The organism is Nitrospirillum bahiense, assembly GCF_007828025.1.
Classification (GTDB): Bacteria; Pseudomonadota; Alphaproteobacteria; order Azospirillales; family Azospirillaceae; genus Nitrospirillum; species Nitrospirillum amazonense.
Window position 1 is genome coordinate 203,832 of the sequence record NZ_VITO01000003.1, and the last position, 23,348, is coordinate 227,179.

Annotated in this window: 14 protein-coding genes; 6 read left to right on the top strand and 8 right to left on the bottom strand. The window is 66.4% G+C overall.

Going from position 1 to position 23,348, the window contains the following annotated elements:
• Window positions 1-6 precede the first annotated feature (6 nt).
• Window positions 7-1,542: a tryptophan halogenase family protein gene (locus FBZ88_RS06210; RefSeq protein ID WP_145615911.1), complete on the bottom strand. Its 1,536-nt coding sequence runs from the start codon at window positions 1,540-1,542 to the stop codon at window positions 7-9.
• Between the two features lie 175 nt (window positions 1,543-1,717).
• Window positions 1,718-4,471 (bottom strand): TonB-dependent receptor, encoded by a 2,754-nt coding sequence (locus FBZ88_RS06215; protein WP_211102547.1) that lies wholly within the window; start codon window positions 4,469-4,471, stop codon window positions 1,718-1,720.
• A gap of 798 nt (window positions 4,472-5,269) precedes the next feature.
• On the opposite strand from FBZ88_RS06215, the gene FBZ88_RS06220 reads away from it, so the two are divergent.
• The gene (locus FBZ88_RS06220) at window positions 5,270-5,500 is read left to right on the top strand and encodes a tautomerase family protein (protein ID WP_145615913.1); all 231 of its coding nucleotides are present in this window, start codon (window positions 5,270-5,272) and stop codon (window positions 5,498-5,500) included.
• 44 nt (window positions 5,501-5,544) lie between these two features.
• Window positions 5,545-6,378 carry a FadR/GntR family transcriptional regulator gene (locus tag FBZ88_RS06225; RefSeq protein ID WP_246138525.1) on the top strand — a complete coding sequence of 278 codons (834 nt, stop codon included), beginning with the start codon at window positions 5,545-5,547 and terminating at the stop codon, window positions 6,376-6,378.
• Window positions 6,379-6,432: 54 nt separating this feature from the next.
• Here FBZ88_RS06225 and FBZ88_RS06230 read toward each other — a convergent pair whose 3' ends face one another.
• Both FBZ88_RS06230 and FBZ88_RS06235 read right to left on the bottom strand, forming a co-directional pair.
• Complete coding sequence (locus FBZ88_RS06230; protein WP_246138526.1) at window positions 6,433-9,108, bottom strand: glycoside hydrolase family 3 C-terminal domain-containing protein; 2,676 nt, start codon at window positions 9,106-9,108, stop codon at window positions 6,433-6,435.
• A gap of 61 nt (window positions 9,109-9,169) precedes the next feature.
• Window positions 9,170-10,825 carry a GH39 family glycosyl hydrolase gene (locus tag FBZ88_RS06235; RefSeq protein WP_145615915.1) on the bottom strand — a complete coding sequence of 552 codons (1,656 nt, stop codon included), beginning with the start codon at window positions 10,823-10,825 and terminating at the stop codon, window positions 9,170-9,172.
• Window positions 10,826-11,084: 259 nt separating this feature from the next.
• On the opposite strand from FBZ88_RS06235, the gene FBZ88_RS06240 reads away from it, so the two are divergent.
• Window positions 11,085-13,229, top strand: a complete 2,145-nt coding sequence (locus FBZ88_RS06240; RefSeq protein WP_246138527.1) for an alpha-L-arabinofuranosidase C-terminal domain-containing protein — start codon at window positions 11,085-11,087, stop codon at window positions 13,227-13,229.
• A gap of 19 nt (window positions 13,230-13,248) precedes the next feature.
• On the top strand, window positions 13,249-14,319 hold the full coding sequence (locus FBZ88_RS06245) for an alpha/beta hydrolase (RefSeq protein WP_145615916.1): 1,071 nt from the start codon (window positions 13,249-13,251) through the stop codon (window positions 14,317-14,319).
• Window positions 14,320-14,388: 69 nt separating this feature from the next.
• On the opposite strand, the gene FBZ88_RS06250 is transcribed toward FBZ88_RS06245, so the two are convergent.
• Window positions 14,389-14,898: a YciE/YciF ferroxidase family protein gene (locus FBZ88_RS06250; RefSeq protein ID WP_040845317.1), complete on the bottom strand. Its 510-nt coding sequence runs from the start codon at window positions 14,896-14,898 to the stop codon at window positions 14,389-14,391.
• Between the two features lie 368 nt (window positions 14,899-15,266).
• Between FBZ88_RS06250 and FBZ88_RS31460 the strand changes: the two genes are divergently transcribed.
• Both FBZ88_RS31460 and FBZ88_RS06260 read left to right on the top strand, forming a co-directional pair.
• Window positions 15,267-15,677 (top strand): con-10 family general stress protein, encoded by a 411-nt coding sequence (locus tag FBZ88_RS31460; protein ID WP_145611956.1) that lies wholly within the window; start codon window positions 15,267-15,269, stop codon window positions 15,675-15,677.
• A 366-nt stretch (window positions 15,678-16,043) separates the two neighbouring features.
• A complete protein-coding gene (locus tag FBZ88_RS06260; protein ID WP_246138528.1) occupies window positions 16,044-17,933 on the top strand; it encodes a hybrid sensor histidine kinase/response regulator in 1,890 nt (629 codons plus the stop codon).
• A gap of 7 nt (window positions 17,934-17,940) precedes the next feature.
• On the opposite strand, the gene FBZ88_RS06265 is transcribed toward FBZ88_RS06260, so the two are convergent.
• From FBZ88_RS06265 to FBZ88_RS06275, 3 genes are all read right to left on the bottom strand, one after another.
• Window positions 17,941-19,170: a DUF2252 family protein gene (locus FBZ88_RS06265; RefSeq protein WP_145615918.1), complete on the bottom strand. Its 1,230-nt coding sequence runs from the start codon at window positions 19,168-19,170 to the stop codon at window positions 17,941-17,943.
• Between the two features lie 105 nt (window positions 19,171-19,275).
• Window positions 19,276-21,747 (bottom strand): response regulator, encoded by a 2,472-nt coding sequence (locus tag FBZ88_RS30520; protein WP_211102548.1) that lies wholly within the window; start codon window positions 21,745-21,747, stop codon window positions 19,276-19,278.
• Window positions 21,744-23,243 (bottom strand): ATPase domain-containing protein, encoded by a 1,500-nt coding sequence (locus tag FBZ88_RS06275; RefSeq protein ID WP_145615919.1) that lies wholly within the window; start codon window positions 23,241-23,243, stop codon window positions 21,744-21,746. Before FBZ88_RS06275 ends, FBZ88_RS30520 begins: the two co-directional genes overlap by 4 nt.
• Window positions 23,244-23,348 lie beyond the last annotated feature (105 nt).

Genomic DNA, 23,348 nt, shown 5'->3' on the forward strand with positions numbered 1-23,348 from the left:
CCGGGCTCAGATCGATTGCATGCCGTGGTCGCGGATCTTGCGCACCAGGTCGCGGTTCTTGGGCAGGTTCGCCCTCATCTTCTGGGCCATGGCCGCGTTCTCCTCCATGATGCGGCTGGCCAGGAGGGCGTCGGCGCTGTTTTCGACGGGGTCCACCTCGGTGCGGAAGCCCATGCCATACAGCACGTATTGGTAGCTGGCGGCGGGGAACACTTCCTCCAGCCGGTCGAACTCATCCAGGAACCAGGGCGCGCGGTATTTCCACAGGCGCAGCAGATCCTGCAGCCGTGCCGGTGTCGAGGCGGGGTCGATGTTGTCGCGCCAGAACGCCGTGTCCGTCCGCTGGGTCAGGACGTAGTGCAGCTTCAGGAAATCAATGATGCGGCCCCAGCGGTAGTGCGTCACCTCGTTGAAGCGGCGGGCGACCACATCCATGACGCTGCGGCGGGCCGGCAGCTGGTCGGCGATGATCTTGGCCGACAGCTCGATCAGCATGATGGCGGAAGCTTCCAGCGGTTCCAGGAAACCCGCCGCCAGGCCCACGGCCACGCAGTTGTTTTTCCAGAACATCTCGCGATGGCCGGAGCGGATGGGGATCTTGCGCGCCTCGGCCTGGGTGCCGGCGTAGCGCGCCAGCTCGGCCCGCGCCGCCTCCTCATCGATGTGGTTGCTGGAATAGACGTAGCCCAGGCCGCGCCGGGTGGGCAGGGCGATGTCCCAGATCCAGCCGGATGACTGCGCGGTGGCGATGGTCTGCGACGCCAGGGGGGCGTCGTCGCTCTCGTGCGGAACCTGCACGGCCAGCGCCGTGTCGCAGAACAGCACGTCGCGGCAGTCCTTGAAGCCCACCCCCAAGGTCTTTTCGATGAGCAGGGCACGGAAACCGGTGCAGTCCACGAACATGTCGCCGGTGATCTCACCCGCCTGCTCGGTCACCAGGCTGGTGATGTCGCCGCTTTCATCCTGCTTCACCTGGGTGACGTCGGCCAGGACATGGTGGACGCCCAGCTTTTCCGTGCAGTGCTTCTGCATGAAGCTGGCGAACTTGCCGGCGTCCAGGTGATAGGCGTAGTTGGCCAGGCCCCGGTATTCGGGGGTGGCGATGGTCTTGGGCGCCAGGCCTTCCTCGCAAATGGCTTCCTGCGGGCAGACGGCGGCGGAGAAGGTGCGGCCGCGCCCATCCTGCAGCCAATGGGGCACCAGGTTCACCTGGGACCAGCCGTGCGGCAGCATCAGCGGATGGTAATAGGCGTCATCCGGGGCGCCGGTGGTCCAGCCCACGAACTTGCCGCCCTGCTTGAAAGCAGTGTCGCAGTGGCGGAAGAACTCCGTCTCCGACACGCCCATCTTTTCCAGCGTGGTGCGCATGGTGGGCCAGGTGCCCTCGCCCACGCCGATGATGGCGACGTTGGGGGATTCCACCAAGGTGACCTTGAAACCCGAGGCCATGCGCGCCTTGTGCCGGGCGGCGATGACGCCCGCGGTCAGCCAGCCGGCGGTACCGCCGCCGACGACGACGATATGCTGGATGGGACGATCCATGAAGGCATCCTGGTTTTCGGGGACGCCGGCCCCCCTCCCTGGCGGGGACGTGCGGCATCCGGTATCGGTCCAGTGTAAGGCCTTTCTCCCGCTCCTTCAGAGGGAAAAAGGGGGCCGCCACGTGCCACGGCGGCCCCCCAGGAGTTTAGGAGGAAGGTACGCTCACAAACAAACCTTAGTACTTGAAGTGCGCGCCGACGGTGTACCGCTGCCCGTAGGCGACGGCGTCCAGCAGCTGCTCCTTGTACCGGCCATGGGTCGAGTAGGTCTCGTTGGTCAGGTTCAAGGCTTCGAAGTAGACGCTCACATACTCGTTCACGTCGTAGCTGGTGCTGAAGTCCACTTCCCAGGCCGGATCGACGAAGGTCGGCTCGGACCCGTAGATGGAACCGCCCTGCGCCTGGCCGAAGTGGTCCAGGTACTCATCGCGCCAGTTGACGGCGATACGCGCCTGGAACCCGTACTTGTCGTAGAAGCCGACGAAGTTGGCGGAGTTGGCCAGACCCGTGACCGCGAAGCCGCTGACCGACAGGTTGTTCGGATCATAGGGCTTGTCGGTGCCGACGACGGTGGCGTTGGCCTGGAAGCCGAAGCCGGTGTCATCGAACACGTGCTGGATGGACATTTCCAGACCATAGACCTGGGCCGACGGTCCGTTGAGGTAGGTGCTGTACGCGTACTGGACGTCCTTGCCCGTGGTCGGGTCGAGAACGCCGGCGAAGCTCTTCTGCGACGTGCCGCCGACCACGAAGTTCGTGACGCTCTTCATGAAGCCGTCGATCGCGACGTAGGAGTTGCGCTGGTAGTAGTACTCGGCGCCGATGTCCACGTTGTCGGACAGGTAGGGCATCAGCTGCGGATTGCCGCCCGACGCCGACACCGTGCCGACGCGCTGGGTGCTGATGCTGTAGACTGGGGTCATGTTGTTGAGCGGCGGACGGGTCAGGGTGCGCGACGCGTTGAAGCGCACCTGCAGGTCGTCCGTGACGCCCAAGGTCAAGTCCAGGTTGGGCAGCAGGAACTGGTAGTTGTTGGTGCCCGAGACGGTGGTGACGGGACCGTAGGCCACGGTGAACGCGGTCTTGTCGCCCGGCGTCACGGTGAAGGCGGTCGGCGTCTGGCCCAGGCCGGAAGACGTCACGTGGGTGATTTCCTCGCGGGCGCCCACGTTGACCTTCAGCGGCATATCCGCCACCTGGGTCTTGAAGGTCGCCGCGACATAGGGGGCGAAGGTCTCTTCCTCGATGTCGCGCTTGGAACCCGGGGACAGGATCAGGCGGTAGGTGCCGTCGAAGGGCGGGGTGCAACAGCCGTAGTTGAAGCCCGGAATGTTCTTCGTCTGCGGATTGCCCAGCGACTGCAGGTAGTTCAGGATCTGGCCCGGGTTGGCCATCAGGATCTGCGGCGGCAGGTTGCCGTTGTTGGCGAAGCCCGGGATGAAGTTGGACGTGCTGAAGGTCTTGGTGAACCAATCCTGCGGCAGCGCCACGCCCGTGGGCGAGCCCGATGCCGGACCGTAGCCGCTGTACGCCTGCCAATCGCTGTTGGTGAAGGTGTCGTAGCTGCTCAGGTCTTCCTTGTTATCGATGTACTGCATGCCGAAGCGGATGGTGGTGTCGCCACTCTTCCATTCAGCCTCGGCCTTGCCCTGGTCGATGACGTTGTAGTTGCGGGTCGAGCTCATCGGGAAGACGTGCGAGCCGATGAAGCCGTTGGTGAAGTGCGACGCGTCGCCGTTCGGCCCGTAGACGGTGGGGTAGGGCAGGGCGCCGGCCGCGACGCCGGTGATGCCCACATTGTTGGTGTTGATGCAGGTGCCGCTGGCGCAGGAGCCGTAACCCACGTCGGCGTCCAGGCTGGTCAGCTGATCGCCCGGGTTCTGCCAGGATTCCGACCGGGCGGCGTCGACCGTGATCTTCCAGTTGTTGGTCGGCGTCCACTTGACGTTCAGGCCGTACAGGTTGTTCTGCAGGACCTGGCTGTTGTACTGGGCCTGGAAATCGGTCGGCGTGTTGGGCTGAACGAAGTCGGTCACCGACCCGTTACTGTTCAGCTTCACATTCTGCAGGGCGCCCGAGTTGAACCAGATGCTGTAGCCGTATTGGTTCTGGTGGGCGTCCTCACGCTGGAAGTCGTCGTTCAGCGTGATTTCAAGCTGGTCGGACGGCTGCCACTGCAACGCCAGGCGGCCGGACTTGCGGATGGTGTCGCTGTGTTCCTGGTACAGGCCGTAGTCCTGGATGAACCAGGCTGGAACGCCGGACGGCGTGCCGGACGCCAGGCTGCCGAACTTGTCGCTGGTGGTACCGATCCAGCCCTGGCTGTTCACGTGGTTGCCCAGGGTCTGGGTCTCGTTGAAGCCAGCGGCCAGCAGGATGCCGAAGGTGTCGTGGGCGAAGGTGTCGCTGACCAGGAAAGCGCCGTTGGGTGAAGCGCCATCCGCGTCAGAGGCGTAGGAGCCCGAGACGGAACCCGCCGCCCGGAAACCCGAATGCTCCAGCGGCTTGGGGAACTTGATGTTGACGGTGGCGCCGATGGCGCCGGCCGACAGGGACGCGTCCGGCGACTTCAGGACGTCGATCTGCCCGACGAAATCGGAGCTGACGGAGCTGAAGTCGAAACCGCGGCCGGAACTGGCGGCCGAGGCGGACACACGGCCGTCGAACAATGTTTCGTTGAAGCTGGGACCGAAGCCGCGGACGGTGATGGCGGTGGCGTCACCGGTGGAGGTGGGCACGCCGCCCATGCTGCTGGTGCCGCGGCTGATGGACACGCCGGGAATGCGCTGCATCGAGGCCGCGACGTTGGAATCGGGGAACTTACCGATGTCCTCGGCCGAAATGGCATCGACGATGCCGTCCGCCTCGCGCTTGATGTCAAGGTTACGTTGCAGAGACCCGATGATGCCGGTGACGATGATATCTTCCATCGTATCGGAATTGGCGCCGCCCTTGCCTGTTCCTGTGCCGGGGCTGGGCTGAGTCGTTTGCGCAAATGCCGGCGTTGCCAGGCCCGCGATGGTCATCAGCGAAACACCGGCCAGAACGGCCGTGCGGAAATTCGCTGCCGGTGACTTGGACGCTCCCTTTTTTCTTTGGAAACTCACCATATTTTCCCTCCCTAGTTTTGAAGGCACTGATTTTGTTTGTGGTACCGGGCACGGGGCGCAGAAAAACGGAAGCACCAACAGCAGCTGTTAGCGCTATCATATTTATATGCAAAATCCCGTGTGTAGCTTATGGCTGGCGGCGAAGCGGCATGATTTGCCGGCCAGCGTTCATCCTCCCGTTCGCTAGAGTAATTCTAAGCCGCCACTGTCGTGGAAAGCCCCCAACCCTATGCAATGGTAACGCTACCACAGGGTGCGGGTAGGGGCGACAAAAATCTGAACATTGCGATTTTGAGAGGGTGAGTGTGTCATTTGTACCAACATTTCCGGCGGCAACGGGCCGGTGAGAGCGGTCTCAGCCAATGACGCGCGGCCCACAACGGCGGCGCGGCATGGGGACTCCGGCGTTTTTCGCGGGTGCAGCAACCAGAAGGGGAAATGCCCCGGTCGCCCGAAACGCCGCCGCAGGCCTGAGGCCATCTCATAGACCATGCGTGATCGCGCCCCCTGAATGCGCCCGGCCTCTGCTAAAGTGGCCGGCCTGTCACACGCCTGTTCAGCGGCCGCCTAAGGGCCGACCGCCTGATGGACCCCGACCTGTACGGAGCCGCCTGACCCATGCCCCACATCATCGTGAAGATGTACGCCGGCCGCAGTGAAACGCAGAAGGCCAAGCTGGCCGAGGAACTGACCCGGACCCTCATGACCCACATGGGCAGCAGCGAGGCATCGGTTTCCATCAGCATCGAGGACGTCGATCCCGCGGATTGGGTGGAGACGGTCTACAAGCCCGACATCGTGGACAAGCCCGCGATCCTTTATAAGAAGCCGGGCTACGATCCCCGGTAAAAGACCCCACCCAAGATGGTCCGTCGACGGATGCCGCGGCGGCGATGACTGGTGCCGTTGCCGCCGCGAATGTTACAACGGTGCTGGCGGTGGCCCATCGCGGGGCCGCCCTGTGGACGTCAGCGCCGGCGGATTGTCGTATGGATGAATTGATCGCCGGGCTGACTCGTCTGGGCCGGGGTTCCCCGATGGGTCGGCTGCACGGCTCCCTGGCCCGAAAGCTGGGCACCGACATCGTCACCGGCCGCTACCGGCCGGGCGATGTCCTGGAGAATGAGATCGTCAACGCCGGGCGATTCAAGGTCTCCCGCTCCGCCTATCGCGAGGCGTTGCGCATCCTGGCGGCCAAGGGGCTGGTGGAGAGCCGGCCCAAAAGCGGCACCCAGGTCTGCGCCCGGTCGCGCTGGAACCTGCTGGATCCCGATGTCCTGGCCTGGCATTTCGCGGCCGAGCCCAGCAAGGACTTCATCTACAGCCTGTTCGAACTGCGCATGATCGTGGAACCGGGCATAGCCGCCTTGGCGGCGGAGCGGCGCACCGAGGAACAGCTGGCCCGCATGACGGCGGCGCTGGACATCATGGATCGCCACACGCTGGCGGCGGAAAAGGGACAGACCGCCGACGCCGACTTCCACGATACCCTGCTCGAGGCCAGCGGCAATCCGCTCATCGGGTCGCTGGCCGTCAGCATCGGGGCGGCGGTGCGGTGGAGCACCATCCACAAGCTGCGCGAGGGGGTGGTGCTGCGCGACCCCATCCCCCTGCACCGCTACGTCCTGAACGCCGTCGCCGCCCGCGATGCCGAGGCGGCGCGCGACGCCATGCGCCTGCTGATCACCGAGGCGCTGCGCGACACGGCCCAGTCTTTCAAGGCATAGCCTGGCAAGGCGTAGACTGGGCCGCGCGCGGACTTGGGACTTGGGGCTTGGGGCTTACCGCTCGATGGACAGCGCCGCCGTGGTGGCGAACTGCCCCTGCTTCACGGGCACGCCGCTGTCCGGCTGGCCGGAACCGACGCTGACCTGGTAGGTGCCGGCCATGACCTGGCGGTCGCCGTCGCGGGTGACGAAGCTGAGGTCGCGGGGCGACAGCTCGAACGATACCGTGCGGCTTTCGCCCGGCGCCAGGGACAGGCGCTGGAAGCCACGCAGCGCCAGGCGCGGCGCCCCCTCGAACGCGGGCGGCTTCAGGTACAGCTGCGCCACCTCGTCGCCCGCGCGATCGCCGGTGTTGGTCACCGTGGCCGTCACGCGCACGCCGTTCTCGGCGCCGCCGTGCGTCGGCTCCACGGTCACGGGGCCGTAGTCGAAGCGGGTGTAGGACAGGCCATAGCCGAAGGGGTAGACCGCCTGGCCGGTGAAGTAGCGATAGGTGCGGCCCGTCATGGCGTAATCGTCGAAGGGCGGCAGGTCGGCCACGCTGCGGTAGAAGGTCAGCGGCAGGCGGCCGGCCGGGTTGGTCTTGCCCGACAGCACGTCGGCGACGGCCAGGCCCCCCGCCTGACCGGGGTACCAGGCCTCCACGATGGCGGCGGCGTTGTCCTTGGCCCATGACAGGTCCAGCGGGCTGCCGTTCAGCAGGACCACCACCACCGGCTTGCCCGTGGCCTTGGCCGCCTGCAACAGGCGGCGCTGCTCCGACGGCAGGTCGAGGGAGGTCTTGTCGCCGCCGGCGAAACCCTCGATCTGGCGCTTCATCTCTTCGCCCTCCAGATCGGCGCTCAGGCCCACGGCGGCGACGATGACGTCGGCATCGGCCACGGCCGCGGTTAGGTCACCGTCGGCGGCGGGTGCTACCCGCTTCCACAGGAATTCCACCCCGCCCATGCTGTGCACGTCGGTGGCGACGCGGATGGGATAGCGCTTGCCCTTTTCCAGGGTCACGGTTTCCAGCTTGGGCAGGTCACCCCACAGCGGCGTGCCCAGGTCCACGCGGCGGCCGTCGAACTCGAACTCCCCGCCGGAGAACCCGGTCATGCCCAGGCGATAGGTGCCGGATTCGGGCGGCACCAGGAAGCCCGTCCAGACCACGCGGTAATTCTCCGCCACCGTCTTCTGGTCATGGCCGCTGCCGCCTACGCCAGCCTCGACCCGCGTCAGCACGGGCTTGGACGTCACCTCCAGCGGCGGCATGGAGCCGAAGGGCGCGTCCGGCGCCGGGGCCTTCACCGGACCGTTGGCATTGAAATATTGCGCCCGCACGCCCGGCTTGCCGTCGGGCGTCACCAGGGCGGACGTGGGCACCGGGTCACCGTCCATGACGGTCTCATTGAAGGGGACGTGGGTGATGCGGGCGCCGGGCATCACCTGGCGCAGGCCGTCCAGCACCGACACGGGCGGGGCCGACAGGGCGGAGGAATAGTTGCCGCGCAGCACGCGGGTGGAATCGCCATGCGGGCCGATCACCGCCACCTTGACGCCGGGCTTCAGGGGCAGCACGCCGTCGTTCTTCAGCAGCACCATGCTTTCACCGGCCACCTTGCGCGCCAGCTGCTGGTGCTCCGCCGTGCCGATGGCCTGGACGGGCACGTCCTGCTTGGGACGGTCCAGGCCGGGCAGGTCGCCGTTGCGGTAGCGGGCGGAGAACAGGCGCACCAGCGCCAGGTCGATGTCGGCCGTGCCGATCAGGCCGCGTGTGTACGCCTCCTTGTAGCGCGCCGCCAGCCCGCCGCCCCCGCCGAACAGCGTGGCGACGTTGCACTCGTTGTCCACCCCGGCCTTCAGGGCGGCGGCCACCGCGGCGGCCTGGTCGGGCGCGTATTTATGATTGTCGGCGATGTCCTTCACGGCGTCGCAGTCCGACACGACATAGCCGGTGAAGTGCCACGCACCGCGCAGATGGTCCTTCAGCAGAAGGTCGCTGGCGCAGGCCGGCTGCCCGTCGATGCGGTTATAGGCGCACATGATGGACCCGGCGCGCGCCTCCACGATGGCGGCGCGGAAGGCGGGCAGGTAGGTGTCCTCAAGGTCGTGCGGCGAGACGTAGACGTTGGCGGCATGGCGGGTCGATTCCGGGCCGCTGTGCACGGCGAAATGCTTGGGTGTGGCCACCACGTCCGGCAGGTCGGGGTTGGGCCCCTGCATGCCGCCGACGAAGGCCACCGCCAGGCGCGCCGTCAGATAGGGATCCTCGCCATAGGTCTCCTGGCCGCGGCCCCAGCGCGGATCGCGGTAGATGTTGATGTTGGGCGACCAGGTGTCCAGCCCGGTGCCGATGCGGCCCAGGTGGCCGGTGGCGCGGCCCAGCGTGTGCAGGGCGCGCACCTCCACGCTGACGGTCCCCGCCACGTCGTGCACCAGCGGCGCGTCAAAGGTGGCGGCCAGGCCGATGGGCTCCGGGAAGTTGGTGGTGGGGACGGCGCCGATGGCACCGTGCAGCGATTCCGTCCACCAGTTGTAGGCGGGGATGTCCAGGCGGGGGATGGCGGGCGCCACGTTGACCAGCTGGCCCAGCTTCTCATCCAGGGTCATGCGGGCGACCAGGCCTTGCGCCTTTTGCCACGCCTCGCCGACGGCGGGGGAGGTGGGCTGGTCCGCGCGCACCTGGGTGCTGGCGGCGAAGAAGGCGGCGCCGAGCAGCAGCGCGCGTGTCAGGGGACGATAACGCATTCTTTTCCTTCCCATTCCTTGTTCTTTTCTCAGGTGTTTTCATGGTCGGCCGGGGCCGTCGTTACCAATCCAGCGCCAGTAGCGAGACCGACTGGCGCGGCATATCCAGGGTGAGGGTGGCGGTGCCGCCCGAGGGCGCCAGCCAACGGGGCGATTCCATGAGTTGCAGACCGGCCTGCCCCTTCAGCTCCGCCAGTTGCGCCGGGGTCGGGTTCTGCGGCGACCCCATGGCCTGCCAGGCGGTATAGGCGTTGGAGTGGCGGTCATCGATGCGGTAGTGGCTGAGCCGCACCCGCGCCGGCGTTTTGGGCAGGCCAGTGAGGGTGAGCGCCACGGGCGTACCGCCGGCCGGCTTCGCTTCGTCATGATAGTTCCACACCATCACGGCGGCGCCGCGCGCGTCGGCGGTGGCCAGGGCATCGATGTCCGGCGCGTCGCGCACGCCGTGGGCGATGATGTCGGCCGCTGTGTGGGAGTGGGGGCCGGTGGTGGCGACGCGGGTGCCGCGCAGCATCGCCGCCATCCGGAAGAAATTCAGGATGGGCTTATCGACGCCATTGGTCGACAGGTCACGGAAGCCTTCGAAATAGGCCCGGCCCTCGAACTCGAACGACCAGCTCAGCATGGCGAGCAGGTTGACGCCGTGCCGGTCGGCCAGCTCGAACAGGCGCTTGTAGGCGGCGGCGGTATAGGCGGGATAAAGGGCGCCGTTGCGATAGGCGTTGGCGGGGTTGACCGTCATGGAGCAGGCGGCGCAGCCCTCGGGGTCGGCCTCCGACAGGATGATGGGCAGGGAACGGAATTCCGGGTGGCCGGCGATCAGGGCGAAGCCCATGTCCACGTCTGTCAGTTCCTGCGCCAGGCCCATGGTGACCTGCCCGTCCTGGATGGTCGGCTGACCCTTGGCGTGGAAGGAGATGAAGTCCAGCGGCGCCCGCGTGGTGGCGACGTGGTCCAGGAAGTCCTTCAGGAACTGGGCGCCGCTGGCCCCGCCGGGCCCGGTGGTGGCGGGGCCGCCCACCTTGGCCTTTGGCAGCACGGACCGCACCGCGGCGACGGTGGCGTCGTACAGCTGGAAATACTGGGCGGGCGTGCCGTGCCAGTAGGGGATGTCCGGCTCGTTCCACACCTCGAAATACCAGCCGGCCACGGCCTGTCGGCCATAGCGGTCCGCCAGGTGGGCCACCACGGTGCGGATCAGCGCCCGCCACTTGGCGTAATCCTTCGGCGGGCTGTGCACGGTGCCGCCGATGGCGGCGTCGGGATAGACGTCCTCATAGGGTCCGGTGCCGCTGGCCAGGGCCTTGGGGGTGAAACCCAGTTCCACCATGGGCACCACGCCGGCGTCGCGGTAGGCGTCGAAAATCCCGTCCAGGATGCGGAAGTCGTAGATGGGGTTGCCGGCCGGGTCCTCGGAATAGACGTTGGTCGAACTCCATTTCAGGGCCGCCACGCCGTCGCCGGAACTCAGCAGGTGGTGGGTGCGGATGTGCACCGGCACCGGCGCCAGGTCGTGCAGCTCGGTCAGCAGGGCCCGGCCGTCCCGCATGGTGGTGTAGTTGGCCTCGTCATAGCCGAACCAGGCGTAGAGGGGATGGGCGGGGCCCACCGGATGGGCCAGGTCCACGGTGATGGACACCGGTGTCGGCATGGGCTGGCCCAGCCCCGGCCCGGACGAAAGGCTCAGCGCCAGCAGGCCGGCCGCCACGGTGCGCATCCGCCTCCCCCGCCAGGCCGCCCGGCCCCTCCGGCCGTCCTCGCTCCGCCAATCACCCGACGCCACCCGTTCCTCCCGCTTTTTTGTGGCTGCCCGTTTTTTGTGGCGCCACCCTGACACATCTTGACTCCAAATCAAATACTCAGACAATTAAATCATGTTAGCGCTCACATTGCGCAACATGCACACCTCCCGCCGTCACGGACGGGGGGCAAAAACCGGGCGACCCGTCAGGGCAGGGCCCACCTGGGAGGGAACAATGGCAGCCACGCACAGCCGCCTGGGGGCGGTCCTCGCGCTTTCGACAATATTGTTGGGTAGTGCCGCGCACGCGGCGGCGGAACCTGGGACCACGCGCCCCGTCATCGCGCGGCCCGTCGTCGCGCGGATCGACGCCACGCGGGCCAGCGCCGCCGTCACGCCCTACGCCTACGGCATGTTCATCGAACCCATCGGCGGCCTCATGAACCGTGCGCTGTGGGCGGAACTGCTGGACGACCGGAAATTCTACTTCCCCGTCGTCGCCGAGGGAAAGGACCCGCCGCAGCCCTTGTCGGTGGAGGGCAAGCCGGCCCTGGTCAATCGCAAATGGCGCCCCATCGGCGATGAGGCAGCGGTGACCATGGACCGGGCCCAGCCCTATGTCGGTGCGCAGAGCGTGCGCGTGGCGGTGGACGCGGCCGCAACCCATGGTTTCGGCCAGGGCGGGCTGGGCGTCGCGCAGGGGCGCGAATATGTCGGACATATCGTGGCCAACGGCACCCCGGGCACGGTGCTGACGGTGGCGCTGGTATGGGGGCCGGGTGCGGGCGATCGCCAGACGGTCACCCTGCCGCCGCTAACGGCGGAGTGGCAGAGCCTGGATTTCGCCTTCAAGCCGGGGGCCGACACGGCGGACGCGCGGTTCGAGGTGACAGGCACCGGCACGGGCTTCTTCCGCGTGGGCACCGTCACCCTCATGCCGGCGGACAATGTGGACGGCTGGCGGGCCGACACCATCGCCGTGCTGAAGTCGCTGCACTCCGGCTTCTGGCGCCTGCCGGGCGGTAACTTCCTGTCGAATTGGGATTGGCACCAGGCCCTGGGCCCGCGTGACCGGCGGCCGCCCGTCTACGACTACGCCTGGAGCGCCATGCAGCCCAATGACCTTGGCATGGACGAGTATATGGCGCTGACCCGCCTGCTGGGGGTGGACCCCTATGTGACGGTCAACGCCGGTCTGGGCGACGCCCATTCGGCCGCGGAGGAGGTGGAGTATCTGAACGGCCCGGCGACCAGCGAATGGGGCGCCAAGCGCGCGGCCAACGGCCATCCCGAGCCCTATGGCGTGCGCTATTGGAACATCGGGAACGAGCCTTACGGCTGGTGGCAGATCGGCCGCACCTCGCTGGACTACTTCATGATCAAACATCGCGAGTTCGCCGCCGCGATGCGGGCGGTGGATCCGACCATCACCCTGATCGGTTCCGGCGCCATGCCGGACCAGATGCATCCGCGTGACGCCAAGGAGAACGCCAGCCTGGAGAGCATACAGGCCAAGTTCGGGACCGAGAATGACTGGACCGGCGGGCTGCTGGCCAAGGCCTGGGGCGACTTCGACGGCCTGAGCGAGCATTGGTACGACACGGTGGAGAAGCGCCCCGATGCCCCGCCGGCGGATGAACTGATGGAATTCGCCCGCGCCCCCGCCAACCAGGTACGCATGAAGGCGGAGGAATGGGCCATCTACCAGCGGCGCTTCCCGGCGATGGCGCAGAAGCCCATTTTCCTGTCCATCGACGAGTACGCCTACATCGGGGCCGGCAACAAACCCACCCTGAAGCTGGCGCTGGCCTATTCCATGGTGATGCAGGAGATGCTGCGCCATTCGGACTTCATCCGCATGAGCGCCTTCACCTTCGGTATCTCCACCCTGGACGCGACCCCGGCGGGGGCCACCCTGAACGCGACCGGCCAGGTCTTCAAACTGTATGGGGAGCGGTTTGGCGCCGGTGTCATCCCCGTGGCGGTGACAGGCGACGCGCCGCCGCCGGACCCTAAGTTCGCGGTGGGCTACGATCATCCCCAGGTGAAGTCGGGCAGCCCGACCTATCCGCTGGACATTGTCGCCGGTCTCAGCCCCGACCGGCGCTCGCTGCGGGTTGCCGTGGTCAACGCCACCTTCCAGCCGCAACCGCTGTCGCTGGCGGTCCAGGGGGCGAAGGCCGACGGTGCCGGCCGCGTCTGGCGGCTGAGCGGGCCGGACCTGGACGCGCAGAACAAGGTGGGCGCCGCCCCACAGGTCACCATCATCGAGGCGCCGGCCCCGTCCTTGCGCGGGCCGCTGACGGTACCGGCGCTTTCCACCTCGATCTATGAGTTTCCGATCCGCATGGGCGGCTCCGCCCGTGTCGCCGGCCAATGATATTCTCAGGGAGGAACGAATGAGAAAAGCGGCGTATTGCCTGGCCATCGCGCTGGCGGTGGGGGCAGGCGCAGGCCCCGTCCGCGCCCAGGTGGCGACGGAGGCTCCCGCCCCCGTGCCCGGCGCCCGCGCGGTGACGGTGGAGCACATCACCGTGCATGCCCCCACGCTGGAAGGTAACCTGGAGGGCGATGCCGTGGACCGCGACGTCTACGTGGTTCTGCCCCCCGGCTATGCCGCCAATCCGAAGAAGCGTTACCCCGTGGTCTACGCCCTGCACGGCTATTCCATCGGTGCCGCCCAGTGGATGGCGGAAATCCATGTGCCCCAGACGATCGAGGGCGCCTACGCCCAGGGCGCGCGGGAAATGATCGTCGTCCTGCCGGACAGCAAGACGGTCCACAATGGCTCCATGTATTCCAGCTCGGTGACCACGGGCGATTTCGAGACCTTCATCTCCCGCGACCTTGTGGCTTATATCGACGGGCACTACCGCACCATCGCCAAGCGCGAGAGCCGGGGCTTGGCCGGCCATTCCATGGGTGGCTACGGCACCTCCCGCATCGGCATGAAGCATGCCGACGTCTTCGGCGCGCTCTACATGCTGAGCCCCTGCTGCCTCTCGCCCCGGGCCCTGGGTCCCATCGATCCCAAGACCTGGGAGACCCTGGAGGCGGTGAAGGCGCCGGCGGACTCCGGCACGCTGCCGTTCATGGCGCGGGCGCAGCTGGCCACCGCCGCCGCCTGGTCCCCCAACCCGCAGAACCCGCCGCTGTACTTGGATCTGCCTGTGAAGGACGGGCAGCAGCGGCCGGAGGTGTTGGCCAAATGGGCGGCCAACGCCCCGCTGGCCTTCATGGACCAATATGTCGGGGCGTTGCGCCGGTATCGCGCCATCGCCATCGACGTGGGCGACCAGGATGGGCTCAAGGTCGATGCCGGCAAGCTGCATGAGGCGCTGGACAGCTACCGCATCGCCAACAGCTTTGAGATTTACCCGGGCACCCACACCAGCCATGTGGCGTTCCGTATCCAGGAACAGGTCATTCCCTTCTTCAGCCGCAACCTGGATTTCGGAGAGGCGCCCTGATGGGCCAGCGGGTCCCGGTCGACCTCGACCGGGACCTTTGCTCTGGCCGTGTCAGCGTCCCCGGCCGTGTCAGGCCGCGCGAACCTGTTCCGCCGCCGTGTCGTTCACGGTGCGCGACGCCTTGTTCAGGATCTGGTCCGCGTTCTTTTCCTCTTCCAGCGTTTCGGACAGGATGTCGGCGGCCTCGTTGTACCCAAGCGCCAGGGCCCAGGCGATGGCGGAGCCGTAGCTGGCGATTTCATAATGCTCGACCTTTTGGGCCGCGGCGATGATGGCGCTGTCCAAGGCCTCTGGCGACAGGCCCAGGTCGAGCAGCTCATTGGCCTCCGACAGCATGCCCTCCATGGCCTCGCACTTCTTGCCGCGGCTGCGGCTGCTGGTGTCCAGCGTCTCGAACACCTTGTCCAGCCGCTCCACCTGGCCCCGGGTTTCCTCCAGGTGGGTCTCCAGCGCCTGCCTCAAATCGTCGGCCGACGCCGCCTTGGCCAGCTTCGGCAGGGCGCGGACGATCTGGCGTTCCGCGCTGTAGATGTCTCGCAATTCTTCGATGAACATGGTTTGCAGGGTCTTTTGCGCCATGGCGTCCTCTCCGGTCTGATGGGACGGTCCGGTATGGCCCCGCCCCAGGGTTTGCTGGCGGAAAAGCGCGGACACTGGCTTCCCGTTCCATGTGGAATGAAATCTTCATCGATGGGTCGCCGTGAAAGCGTGGGAGTGGACCGGGATTTCCGATCACGTACAAGTGGAAACATATGTTTATCTGGAATCTAAGCGCAGCTTTGACTTATCTATACTTCATTAAATGGTTTTAATAAGCAAAATCTGGAACCTTCCCGGACGCTTGGCCTTTATATGACACACCGCCAGAAAGATAAGACATCCGGGCCAGAGGCGCCTGGTACACCATTATGGAGACGGCGGTGCTTCCCCAGAATGGAGAGGACGTCATGAGCAAGGACAATGGAACTTCCAATCGCGGCTTCGCCTCGATGGATGAGGACAAGCAGCGGGATATCGCCAGCAAGGGCGGCTCCAGCGTTCCGGATGAGAAGCGCAGCTTCTCGCAGGATCACGAGCTGGCCGCGGAAGCCGGCCGCAAGGGCGGCGCCAGCGTTCCGGACGAGAAGCGCAGTTTCTCGCAGGACCGGGAACTGGCCGCCGAAGCCGGTCGCAAGGGCGGTGAGGCCTCCGGCGGCAACTTCGCCCATGACCGCGAACGGGCGGCCGAGGCCGGCCGTAAGGGTGGCGAGGCGTCGGGCGGTGGCAACCGGGGCGGTGGCGGCAACTTCGCCAACAATCCGGAACGCGCGTCGGAGGCGGGCCGCAAGGGCGGCGAAGCGTCCCACGGGCATCGTTAAGATGGACCGGCGTGAAACTGGGAACACTTTGATGCGTGGTTGACCCCAGGTTGAGAGCAGCGGTGGCTGTCCTTGTCGGATAGCCCCGCTGTTTTCCTGTGTCGGCGGCCTTTGCCCCCTTCCGGCGGACTAAAGGTTCCAGCCAGGTCGGCGGCGTGGACCAGCTCATCCGAGGTATTAAAACACGGCACGGCTGGGTGGATTCTGATGACTAAGAACTTAATAAAATTCAGTTTTTCATCCTTATAACCAAATAAATATCCAACATTTATTAATGAATTTCTCGCCCATGCCGTGATCTAAATGGCCTATGGACTGGACATCGGTGGCCCTGTTTCCGGCCATCGCATGATTGAGGGTTTGCCGTTGGAAACGGATATCGCGACCGGTGAAGCGCAAGGGGGCGACAGCCGGCGGTTTCAGCTTCTCGTGGACGCCATCGACGACTACGCGATCTACATGTTGGACGCGACCGGCGTGGTCAGCAGTTGGAACCCCGGCGCCCGGCGCTTCAAGGGCTATGAGGCCAGTGAGATACTGGGCCAGCACTTTTCCCGCTTCTACACCCAGGAAGATCGCGACGCCGGCGTGCCGCAGCGGGCCCTGGCCATCGCCACCAGCGAGGGCCGGTTCGAGGCTGAGGGCTGGCGCGTGCGCAAGGACGGAACGCGGTTCTGGGCCAGCGTCGTGATCGATCCCGTCAGGGATGAAACCGGCGCCCTGATCGGCTTCGCCAAGGTCACCCGGGACATCACGGAGCGGCGCGAGGCCCAGCAAGCCCTGCGGGAAAGCGAGGCGCGCTTCCGCCTGCTGGTCCAAAGCGTCACGGACTATGCGATCTACATGCTGGACCCCACCGGCCACGTGACCAACTGGAATGCCGGGGCCGAGCGGATCAAGGGGTATCGCAGCGAGGAAATTGTCGGCGAACATTTCTCGCGCTTCTATACCGAGGAGGATCTGGCCGCTGGGTTGCCTACCCGCGCGCTGGCCATCGCGGAAGCTGAGGGCCGTTACGAGAAGGAGGGGTGGCGTGTCCGCAAGGACGGCACCCGGTTCTGGGCGCATGTGATCATCGACGCCATCCGGGACGACACCGGCAAGCTGGTGGGCTTCGCCAAGATCACCCGCGACAACACCGAACGCCGGGAGCTGGAGGAACGGCTGCGCCACGCCCAGAAGATGGAGGCCATCGGCCAGCTGACCGGCGGCATGGCCCACGACTTCAACAATCTGCTGCAGGCCATTTCGGGGTGCCTGCAGATGATCGCCCGCGGCGGCGACAAACGACGCAACGCGCGCCTGGTGGAGGCCGGGATGCAGGCGGTGGACCGGGGCACCAAGCTGATACAGCAGCTCATGACCTTTTCGCGCCAGCGCCAGATGGATGTGGAGCCGGTGGACCTGCGGAATGCCCTGCTCAGCTGCATCGGGCTGATCAAGCAGGTGGTCCGCAGCGATATCGAGGTGACGCTGGCATTGCCCAGCGGTGTGTGGCCGGTGCAGACCGACCCGGTCCAGTTGGAGGTGGCGCTGCTGAACCTGGCGGCCAACGCCCGCGACGCCATGCCGGCGGGCGGCACTCTGGTGCTGGGTGCGGAAAACGTCAGCGGATGGGAGGGGCGGACCGACGCGGTGCGGGTTTATCTGTCCGACACCGGTGGCGGCATGCCGCCCGAGGTGGTGGCCCGAGCCTTCGACCCATTCTTCACCACCAAGGCGACGGGCAAGGGCACCGGATTGGGCTTGTCCCAGGTTTACGGTTTCGCCCACCAGTCGGGCGGCGCCGCCTGGATCGACAGCGCCGTGGGTGCCGGCACGACCGTGTCCTTGATTTTGCCCCGGGCGGCGGACGCGCCCAGGGCGCCGCTGGTTTCATCGCAGATCGCCGCCCCGCGCGGCACCGCCCGGCTCCTGGTGGCGGAGGACGATCCTATCCTGGCGCCGATCATCGGATCGGCGCTGGAAGATTTGGGCTACGACGTGACCCATGTCGCCAATGGCCAGGACGCGCTGGACCTCATCCTGGCCGGGCGGGACTTCGATCTGCTGTTCAGCGACATCGTCATGCCGGGCGCGATAAACGGGCTGGACTTGGCGCGGGAGGTCAGGCGCCTGCGTCCCAGCCTGCCGGTCATCCTGTCCACCGGGTACAGCGAGGAGCCCGCCGCCCAGGACGGATACCAGGTGCTCGCTAAGCCTTACCGCATCGAGGAATTGGCCCTGGCCATCGGCAACGCGATCGAGCCCGCCTGACCGGCCCTCATCCCACGCGCTTCAGCTCACAAGCGGCCGCGTCCGCGGTGCGGAAGCGGGGCAGGGCGTGCAGCCGGCAGTGTTCCAGATAGGCGCGTTCGTGGATGCCGAGCAGGTCCACGACGCTGGTCCACAGCCAACCGGGTGCATCCAGCCTGGCGGAGCGTGCGCGGGCCAGGTCCTTCATCCAGGCGGATCGGTCCTGAGGGTCCATCTGCCGACCATGGGCGGTGCCTACGACGCCGCCGAGGTAGGCGGCCAGGGGTTTGGCCTTGGCGGACGTCAGGCGGTCCACTTCCAGCTTCAGGTCTTGCGGCATCAGTTCGCGCAGCACCATGGCCTTGTCCAGTAGCCGCGTCGCCACCATGCGGCGGCCCAGCTTGGGTGACAGCGCCCGGGCGCCGGTCACGACCCGGAGCGCGTTGTCCCGGGGCATGCTCGCCTCCGGCGATCGGGGGGCGGCCGCTGTTACGCCCTCCTTGAGGTCGATCAGGCAGAAAGAGGCGCCCTTGCCGTCACCGATCTGAGCCATGGCGGCGAAGCGCAAGCGACCCAGGGAGCTGCAGCCCTTCCGCCAATAGGCGGCGTCTACCAGACGGACCACGTCACCACGGTCGCGAGATTGCAGGCCGGTGACCAGGTCCCGGACCGCCTCTTCCTGGAAAAGGGCGTGCAGGGAGACGCGTTCGGCGTCGGTCAGGGCCCAGAACCGCTTGCCCAGCGGTACCTCGGGCTTGACCGTTTCGAACCGCTCCCATGCCAGATGGCGCCACCGCCGGCGGACGGAGCGGTCCAGCAAATTCCGGATGCTGCCGGGCATCAGGGCCTTTTCGCGGTCGTCATCGAAGTTACCCGCCAAGGCCAGCTCATAGCCGGCCACCAGGTTTTCCAGGATGTGGGCGGTGACGACGCCCGGCAGGTCGGCGCCGCGTGCGACCGAGGCCAATGACAGGCCCAGCCGGATCAGGTCGTGGGCGGGGTTGCCGATGACGGTCTGGTCCAGATCGCGGATCTGGATGGCCACCCGCTCCTTATAGTCGGCCACCGGCCCCAGGTTGCCCACATGGCAGTCCCCACATATCCAGACGGGGGGGCCCTGGGGAAGATCGCCCGGCCCGGACTCCAGCCATTCGTAGAACTTGACGGTGCTGCCCCCGACGTAGGCATGGGCGGACTTGGCCATCTTCACGTTGCGGATCTTCCGTAGCCGCTCCGCCCTATCCTCAGGTCTGGTCATGCGGTGTCGCTTCCCCATCGGTCAACGCGCCGGACGCCACGAAGGCGCCCGGACCCTAACCATGTTGAACCGCGTCCGGTAGGCACTGGTTCCTGAGACGCCGCTTTATCGCGCCATCATCTTGGTAAGGCGCTGGGCCAGGACATCCATGGGGAACGGCTTGGTGATCAACTCCATGTCCTGTGCCAGGAAGTCCTGCGAAGGCATGGCGTTTTCGGCGTAGCCGGTCATGAACAGGACCTTGAGGCCGGGCCGCGCCGGGCGGGCGGCGTCGGCGATCTGCCGGCCATTAAGGCCCGGAAGCCCGACATCGGTGATCAGCAGGTCAACCTGCTGGTCCGATTGCAGGATGGCCAGGCCCGACGGCCCATCGTCCGCCTCCAGCACCCGATATCCCAGATCGCCCAACAGTTCGACGATCAGCTTGCGCACCACCGGCTCGTCCTCGACGACCAGGACAACCTCGTCAGAGCGCGCGCGATTGTCTGCCGGCAGCGTCGCCAGGTTCGCCTCGGAGGCATCCGCCTGCCCGCCATGGTGTGGAAGGTAGAGCTTGACCGTCGTGCCTTTGCCCAATTCGCTCTCGATCCGGGCGTACCCTTCGGACTGGCGCATAAAGCCGTAGATCATGGATAGGCCCAATCCCGTGCCCTGGCCCAGCGGCTTGGTGGTGAAAAAGGGATCGAAGGCCCGGCGGATCGTCTCCGGCGACATGCCCATGCCCGTGTCGGTCACGGAGATGCAGACATAGCGCCCCGGCCGCATGTCACCGGCCCCACCGGCGTGCTGGCCGTCCAGATGGGCGTTGCGGGTGCCGATGAAAAGCTTTCCGCCCTCCGGCATGGCGTCACGCGCGTTGATGCACAGGTTCAGGATGGCGTTCTCAAGCTGATTGGGGTCGCACAGCGTCGGCCACAGGCCATCCGCAGGCACGAGTTCTAGGTCGACGCGCTCTCCGAGGCTTCGGCGCAGCAGATCGGCCATGGAGGCGATGAGGCTGTTGGCATCCACCGGCGTCGGCTTCAGCGGCTGGCGGCGGGAGAATGCCAGCAGGCGGTGGGTCAGGGCGCCCGCGCGTTGGGCCGAGGCCATGGCCGCGGCGGTGAAGCGCTCCACATCGCTGGTCCGTCCTTGCGTCAGCCGGCGGTTGACGAGATCCAGTGAGCCGGTGATGCCCTGCAACAGGTTGTTGAAGTCATGGGCGATGCCGCCGGTGAGCTGGCCCACGGCCTCCATCTTCTGCGACTGGCGCAGTTGCTCTTCGATTTCACGCTGGGCCGTGATGTCACGCCCGACGGTGTAGAGCAGCCCGTCATCGGGTGATGCGGTCCAGGCGATCCTGCGGAAGCTTCCGTCCTCCGCGCGCAGTCGCCCTTCGAAGTTCGATATCGGATCGCCGCGTTTCAGCCGCCGCATCTGGTGCTTGATGCCGCCGGCATCCTCGGGGTGGACCAGATCGAACAGGTTGGTGACCCGCAGGTGCTCTTCCGGCCATCCCAGCGCGGCTGTCCAGGCATGGTTCACGGCCAGCAGCGCGCCCTCGGCGTCCAGGACCGCCATCAGGTCGTTTGACAGCCGCCACATCCGGTCGCGCTCGCGCGTGCGCTCCTCGACCCGCGCCTCCAGCGTCGCGTTGGCCTGCTGCACGTCCTGCAACAGGCGCGCGTTGTCCATGGCGACGCCCGCCTGGGCGGCCAAGCCGCTCGCCATCAGGGCCGCCCGGTCATCGAAAACGCTGGCGTCCGGATGGCCGAAGAACAGGCCGCCGAGCCTGTCGCCCGAGCGCGAGAGGACGGGCACCGCCAGGTAGCTGGCCATCCGGGGCGCGTCCTCCTCCGTATCGCTCCCGTCATGCACGGGATCCCGGGCGATGTCGTCGCGGCGGATGAGATCCCCTGGCATGGGAAACGCCGCGAAGATGTCCGTCTGCGTGCCCGACCAGGCATAGGATTGGCGGGACTCCCCGGCCTCGCTGGTGGTGGCGTGGAAGGCGCCATAGGCGGCGCCGGTCAATTCCACGCCGGCGTCGACGACGCGTTGTCCCACCATCCGCAGGTCAAGGCTGGCCGCGATCCGCATGGCTGTTTGATTTAGGAGTTCCAGCATGTGGGTTTGGCGGGCCAGCAGATCGCGGTTTTCGCGCAGCTCCTCGATGCGGCTGCGGGCCTCATACTGCCGCCGGCGCCCCCGGGCGGCGGACCGGATCACGCTGACCAGCGAGGTCGGATGGAACGGGCGCTCCACGAAGGTGACATTGCCCAATCCGTCGGCCATGACCTGGGCTACGGGCCCGTTGGCGGGGGCGGAGCGCAGGGTCAGTACGATGAAGGGCAGATCGGACCAGGACGGCTGCTCCGCCACCCAGCGGAACAGGGGGCCGGGGTCAGCTTTCAGCAACGCCTCCTCGGTCACCAGCACCATGCCGGCCCCGGCGAGGAGTTGCTGATGCAATTCGCCCGGGTCGGCGCAGATGAATGCCGGGAGACCCGCGTCGTCCAGGATGCCGGACGCGATTTTCGCATCACGCCCCATCGGCGTCAGGATCAGGGTGCGAAGGGAATGCAGCCCGGGGGTCACGCCCGGTTTCCGTCAAACAGGGCGGTTTGCGCGCCGGTATAGAGCGGGTTGCCCCGCAGCACACCCTGCAGATTGCGCAGGGGTTCGCCCAATTGAAGGCCATCGTCCGCGATGCGATATTCCCGAATGGTGCTTTCATGCGCGCCGGTCCGCTTCTTCACGACGGACATCGCCCTGCGGACATCGCCATCGGCCTCGAAATAGCGCAGCAGGATCACGGTGTCGGCAAGGTAGGTGATCTCCACCGGGCTCTGCATGCTGCCGAACAGCCCGTGCTGCGCCACCGTGACGAATGTCGCGACCCCCTGGCGATTGAGGTACAGCAGGACTTCGTGAAGGTGCAGGACCAGCGCCCGTTCCTCCGGCATGGCCGCCTCATAGCCCGTCAGGCTGTCGATGACGACAGTCTTGATCCCCTGTTCGTCGATGGCGGCGCGGACCCGGTGTGAGAATTCGCCGGGCGACAGTTCGGCCGCATCCACCTGTTCGACGAACACGTCACCCCTTTTGCGCAGCGCCTCCAGGTCGATGCCGAAGGCCTTCATTCGCTTGAAGAGAAGGCCGATCTCTTCATCGAATGCGAAGATCGCCGCCTTTTCGCCGCGCGCGACGGCGGCGGCGACGAACGTCAAGGCAAGCAGCGACTTCCCGGTTCCCGCCGGACCGATGACCAGCGTGCTGGAACCCGCTTCCACCCCGCCCCCCAGAAGCTGGTCAAGAGGGGGGTTGCCGCTCTTCAGCTCGTCGCGCGGGAAGCGTGTCTTGTGTTCAATGGCGACCAGGCGGGGGAAGACGCGGACACCCTCGGCGCTGATGACGAAGTCGTGGAAGCCGCCCCTGAACGCCGTTCCCCGGTATTTGAGCACCCTCAGACGCCGGCGCTCGGCGCCGTAGGCGGGGGCCAGCTGTTCAAGATGAACGACGCCGTGGGCGACGCTATGAACCGTCCTGTCCCAGGTGTCGGTGGTCAGGTCGTCCAGCATCAGGACGGTGGCACCCAAGCTGGCGAAGTAATGCTTCAGCGTCAGCACCTGGCGGCGATACCGCAGGGAGCTTTGGGCCAGAAGGCGCAGTTCCGACAGGCTGTCCAAGGCAATGCGGTCAGGCTTGATGCGTTCGACCTCTTTGACCAGGCGTTCCATGCTCTCGCCCAGCTCCAACTCCGATGCGTGGATCAAGGTCTGGCGTTGATCGGCGTCCAGAAGCGCCTCGGGCGGCACCAGTTCCAATATCTGGATGCTGGGCGGCAAATCCCATCCCCGCGCGGCGGCACCCTCGCGGAGTTCGGCCTCCGTCTCCGACATGGTGACATAAAGGGTGCGCTCCCCCTTGGCGGCGCCCTCAAGCAGGAACTGCAGGGCGATGGTCGTCTTTCCCGAACCAGGTTCGCCTTCCAGCAGGAACACGTGACGGCGCGTCAGCCCGCCGGCCAGAACATCGTCCAGGCCGGGAATACCGGTGGCGGCCCTGGGCGATAGGGTCTTCGTTTCAACCAAGGCGGCCCTCGTTCCGAATTGCAGGTTGCGGATGCTCCAAGGCTGCGACTTACAACCCGAAGATCCCGCCGATGGTTCCAGGGAACCCCACGGCCGTCGCGTTTG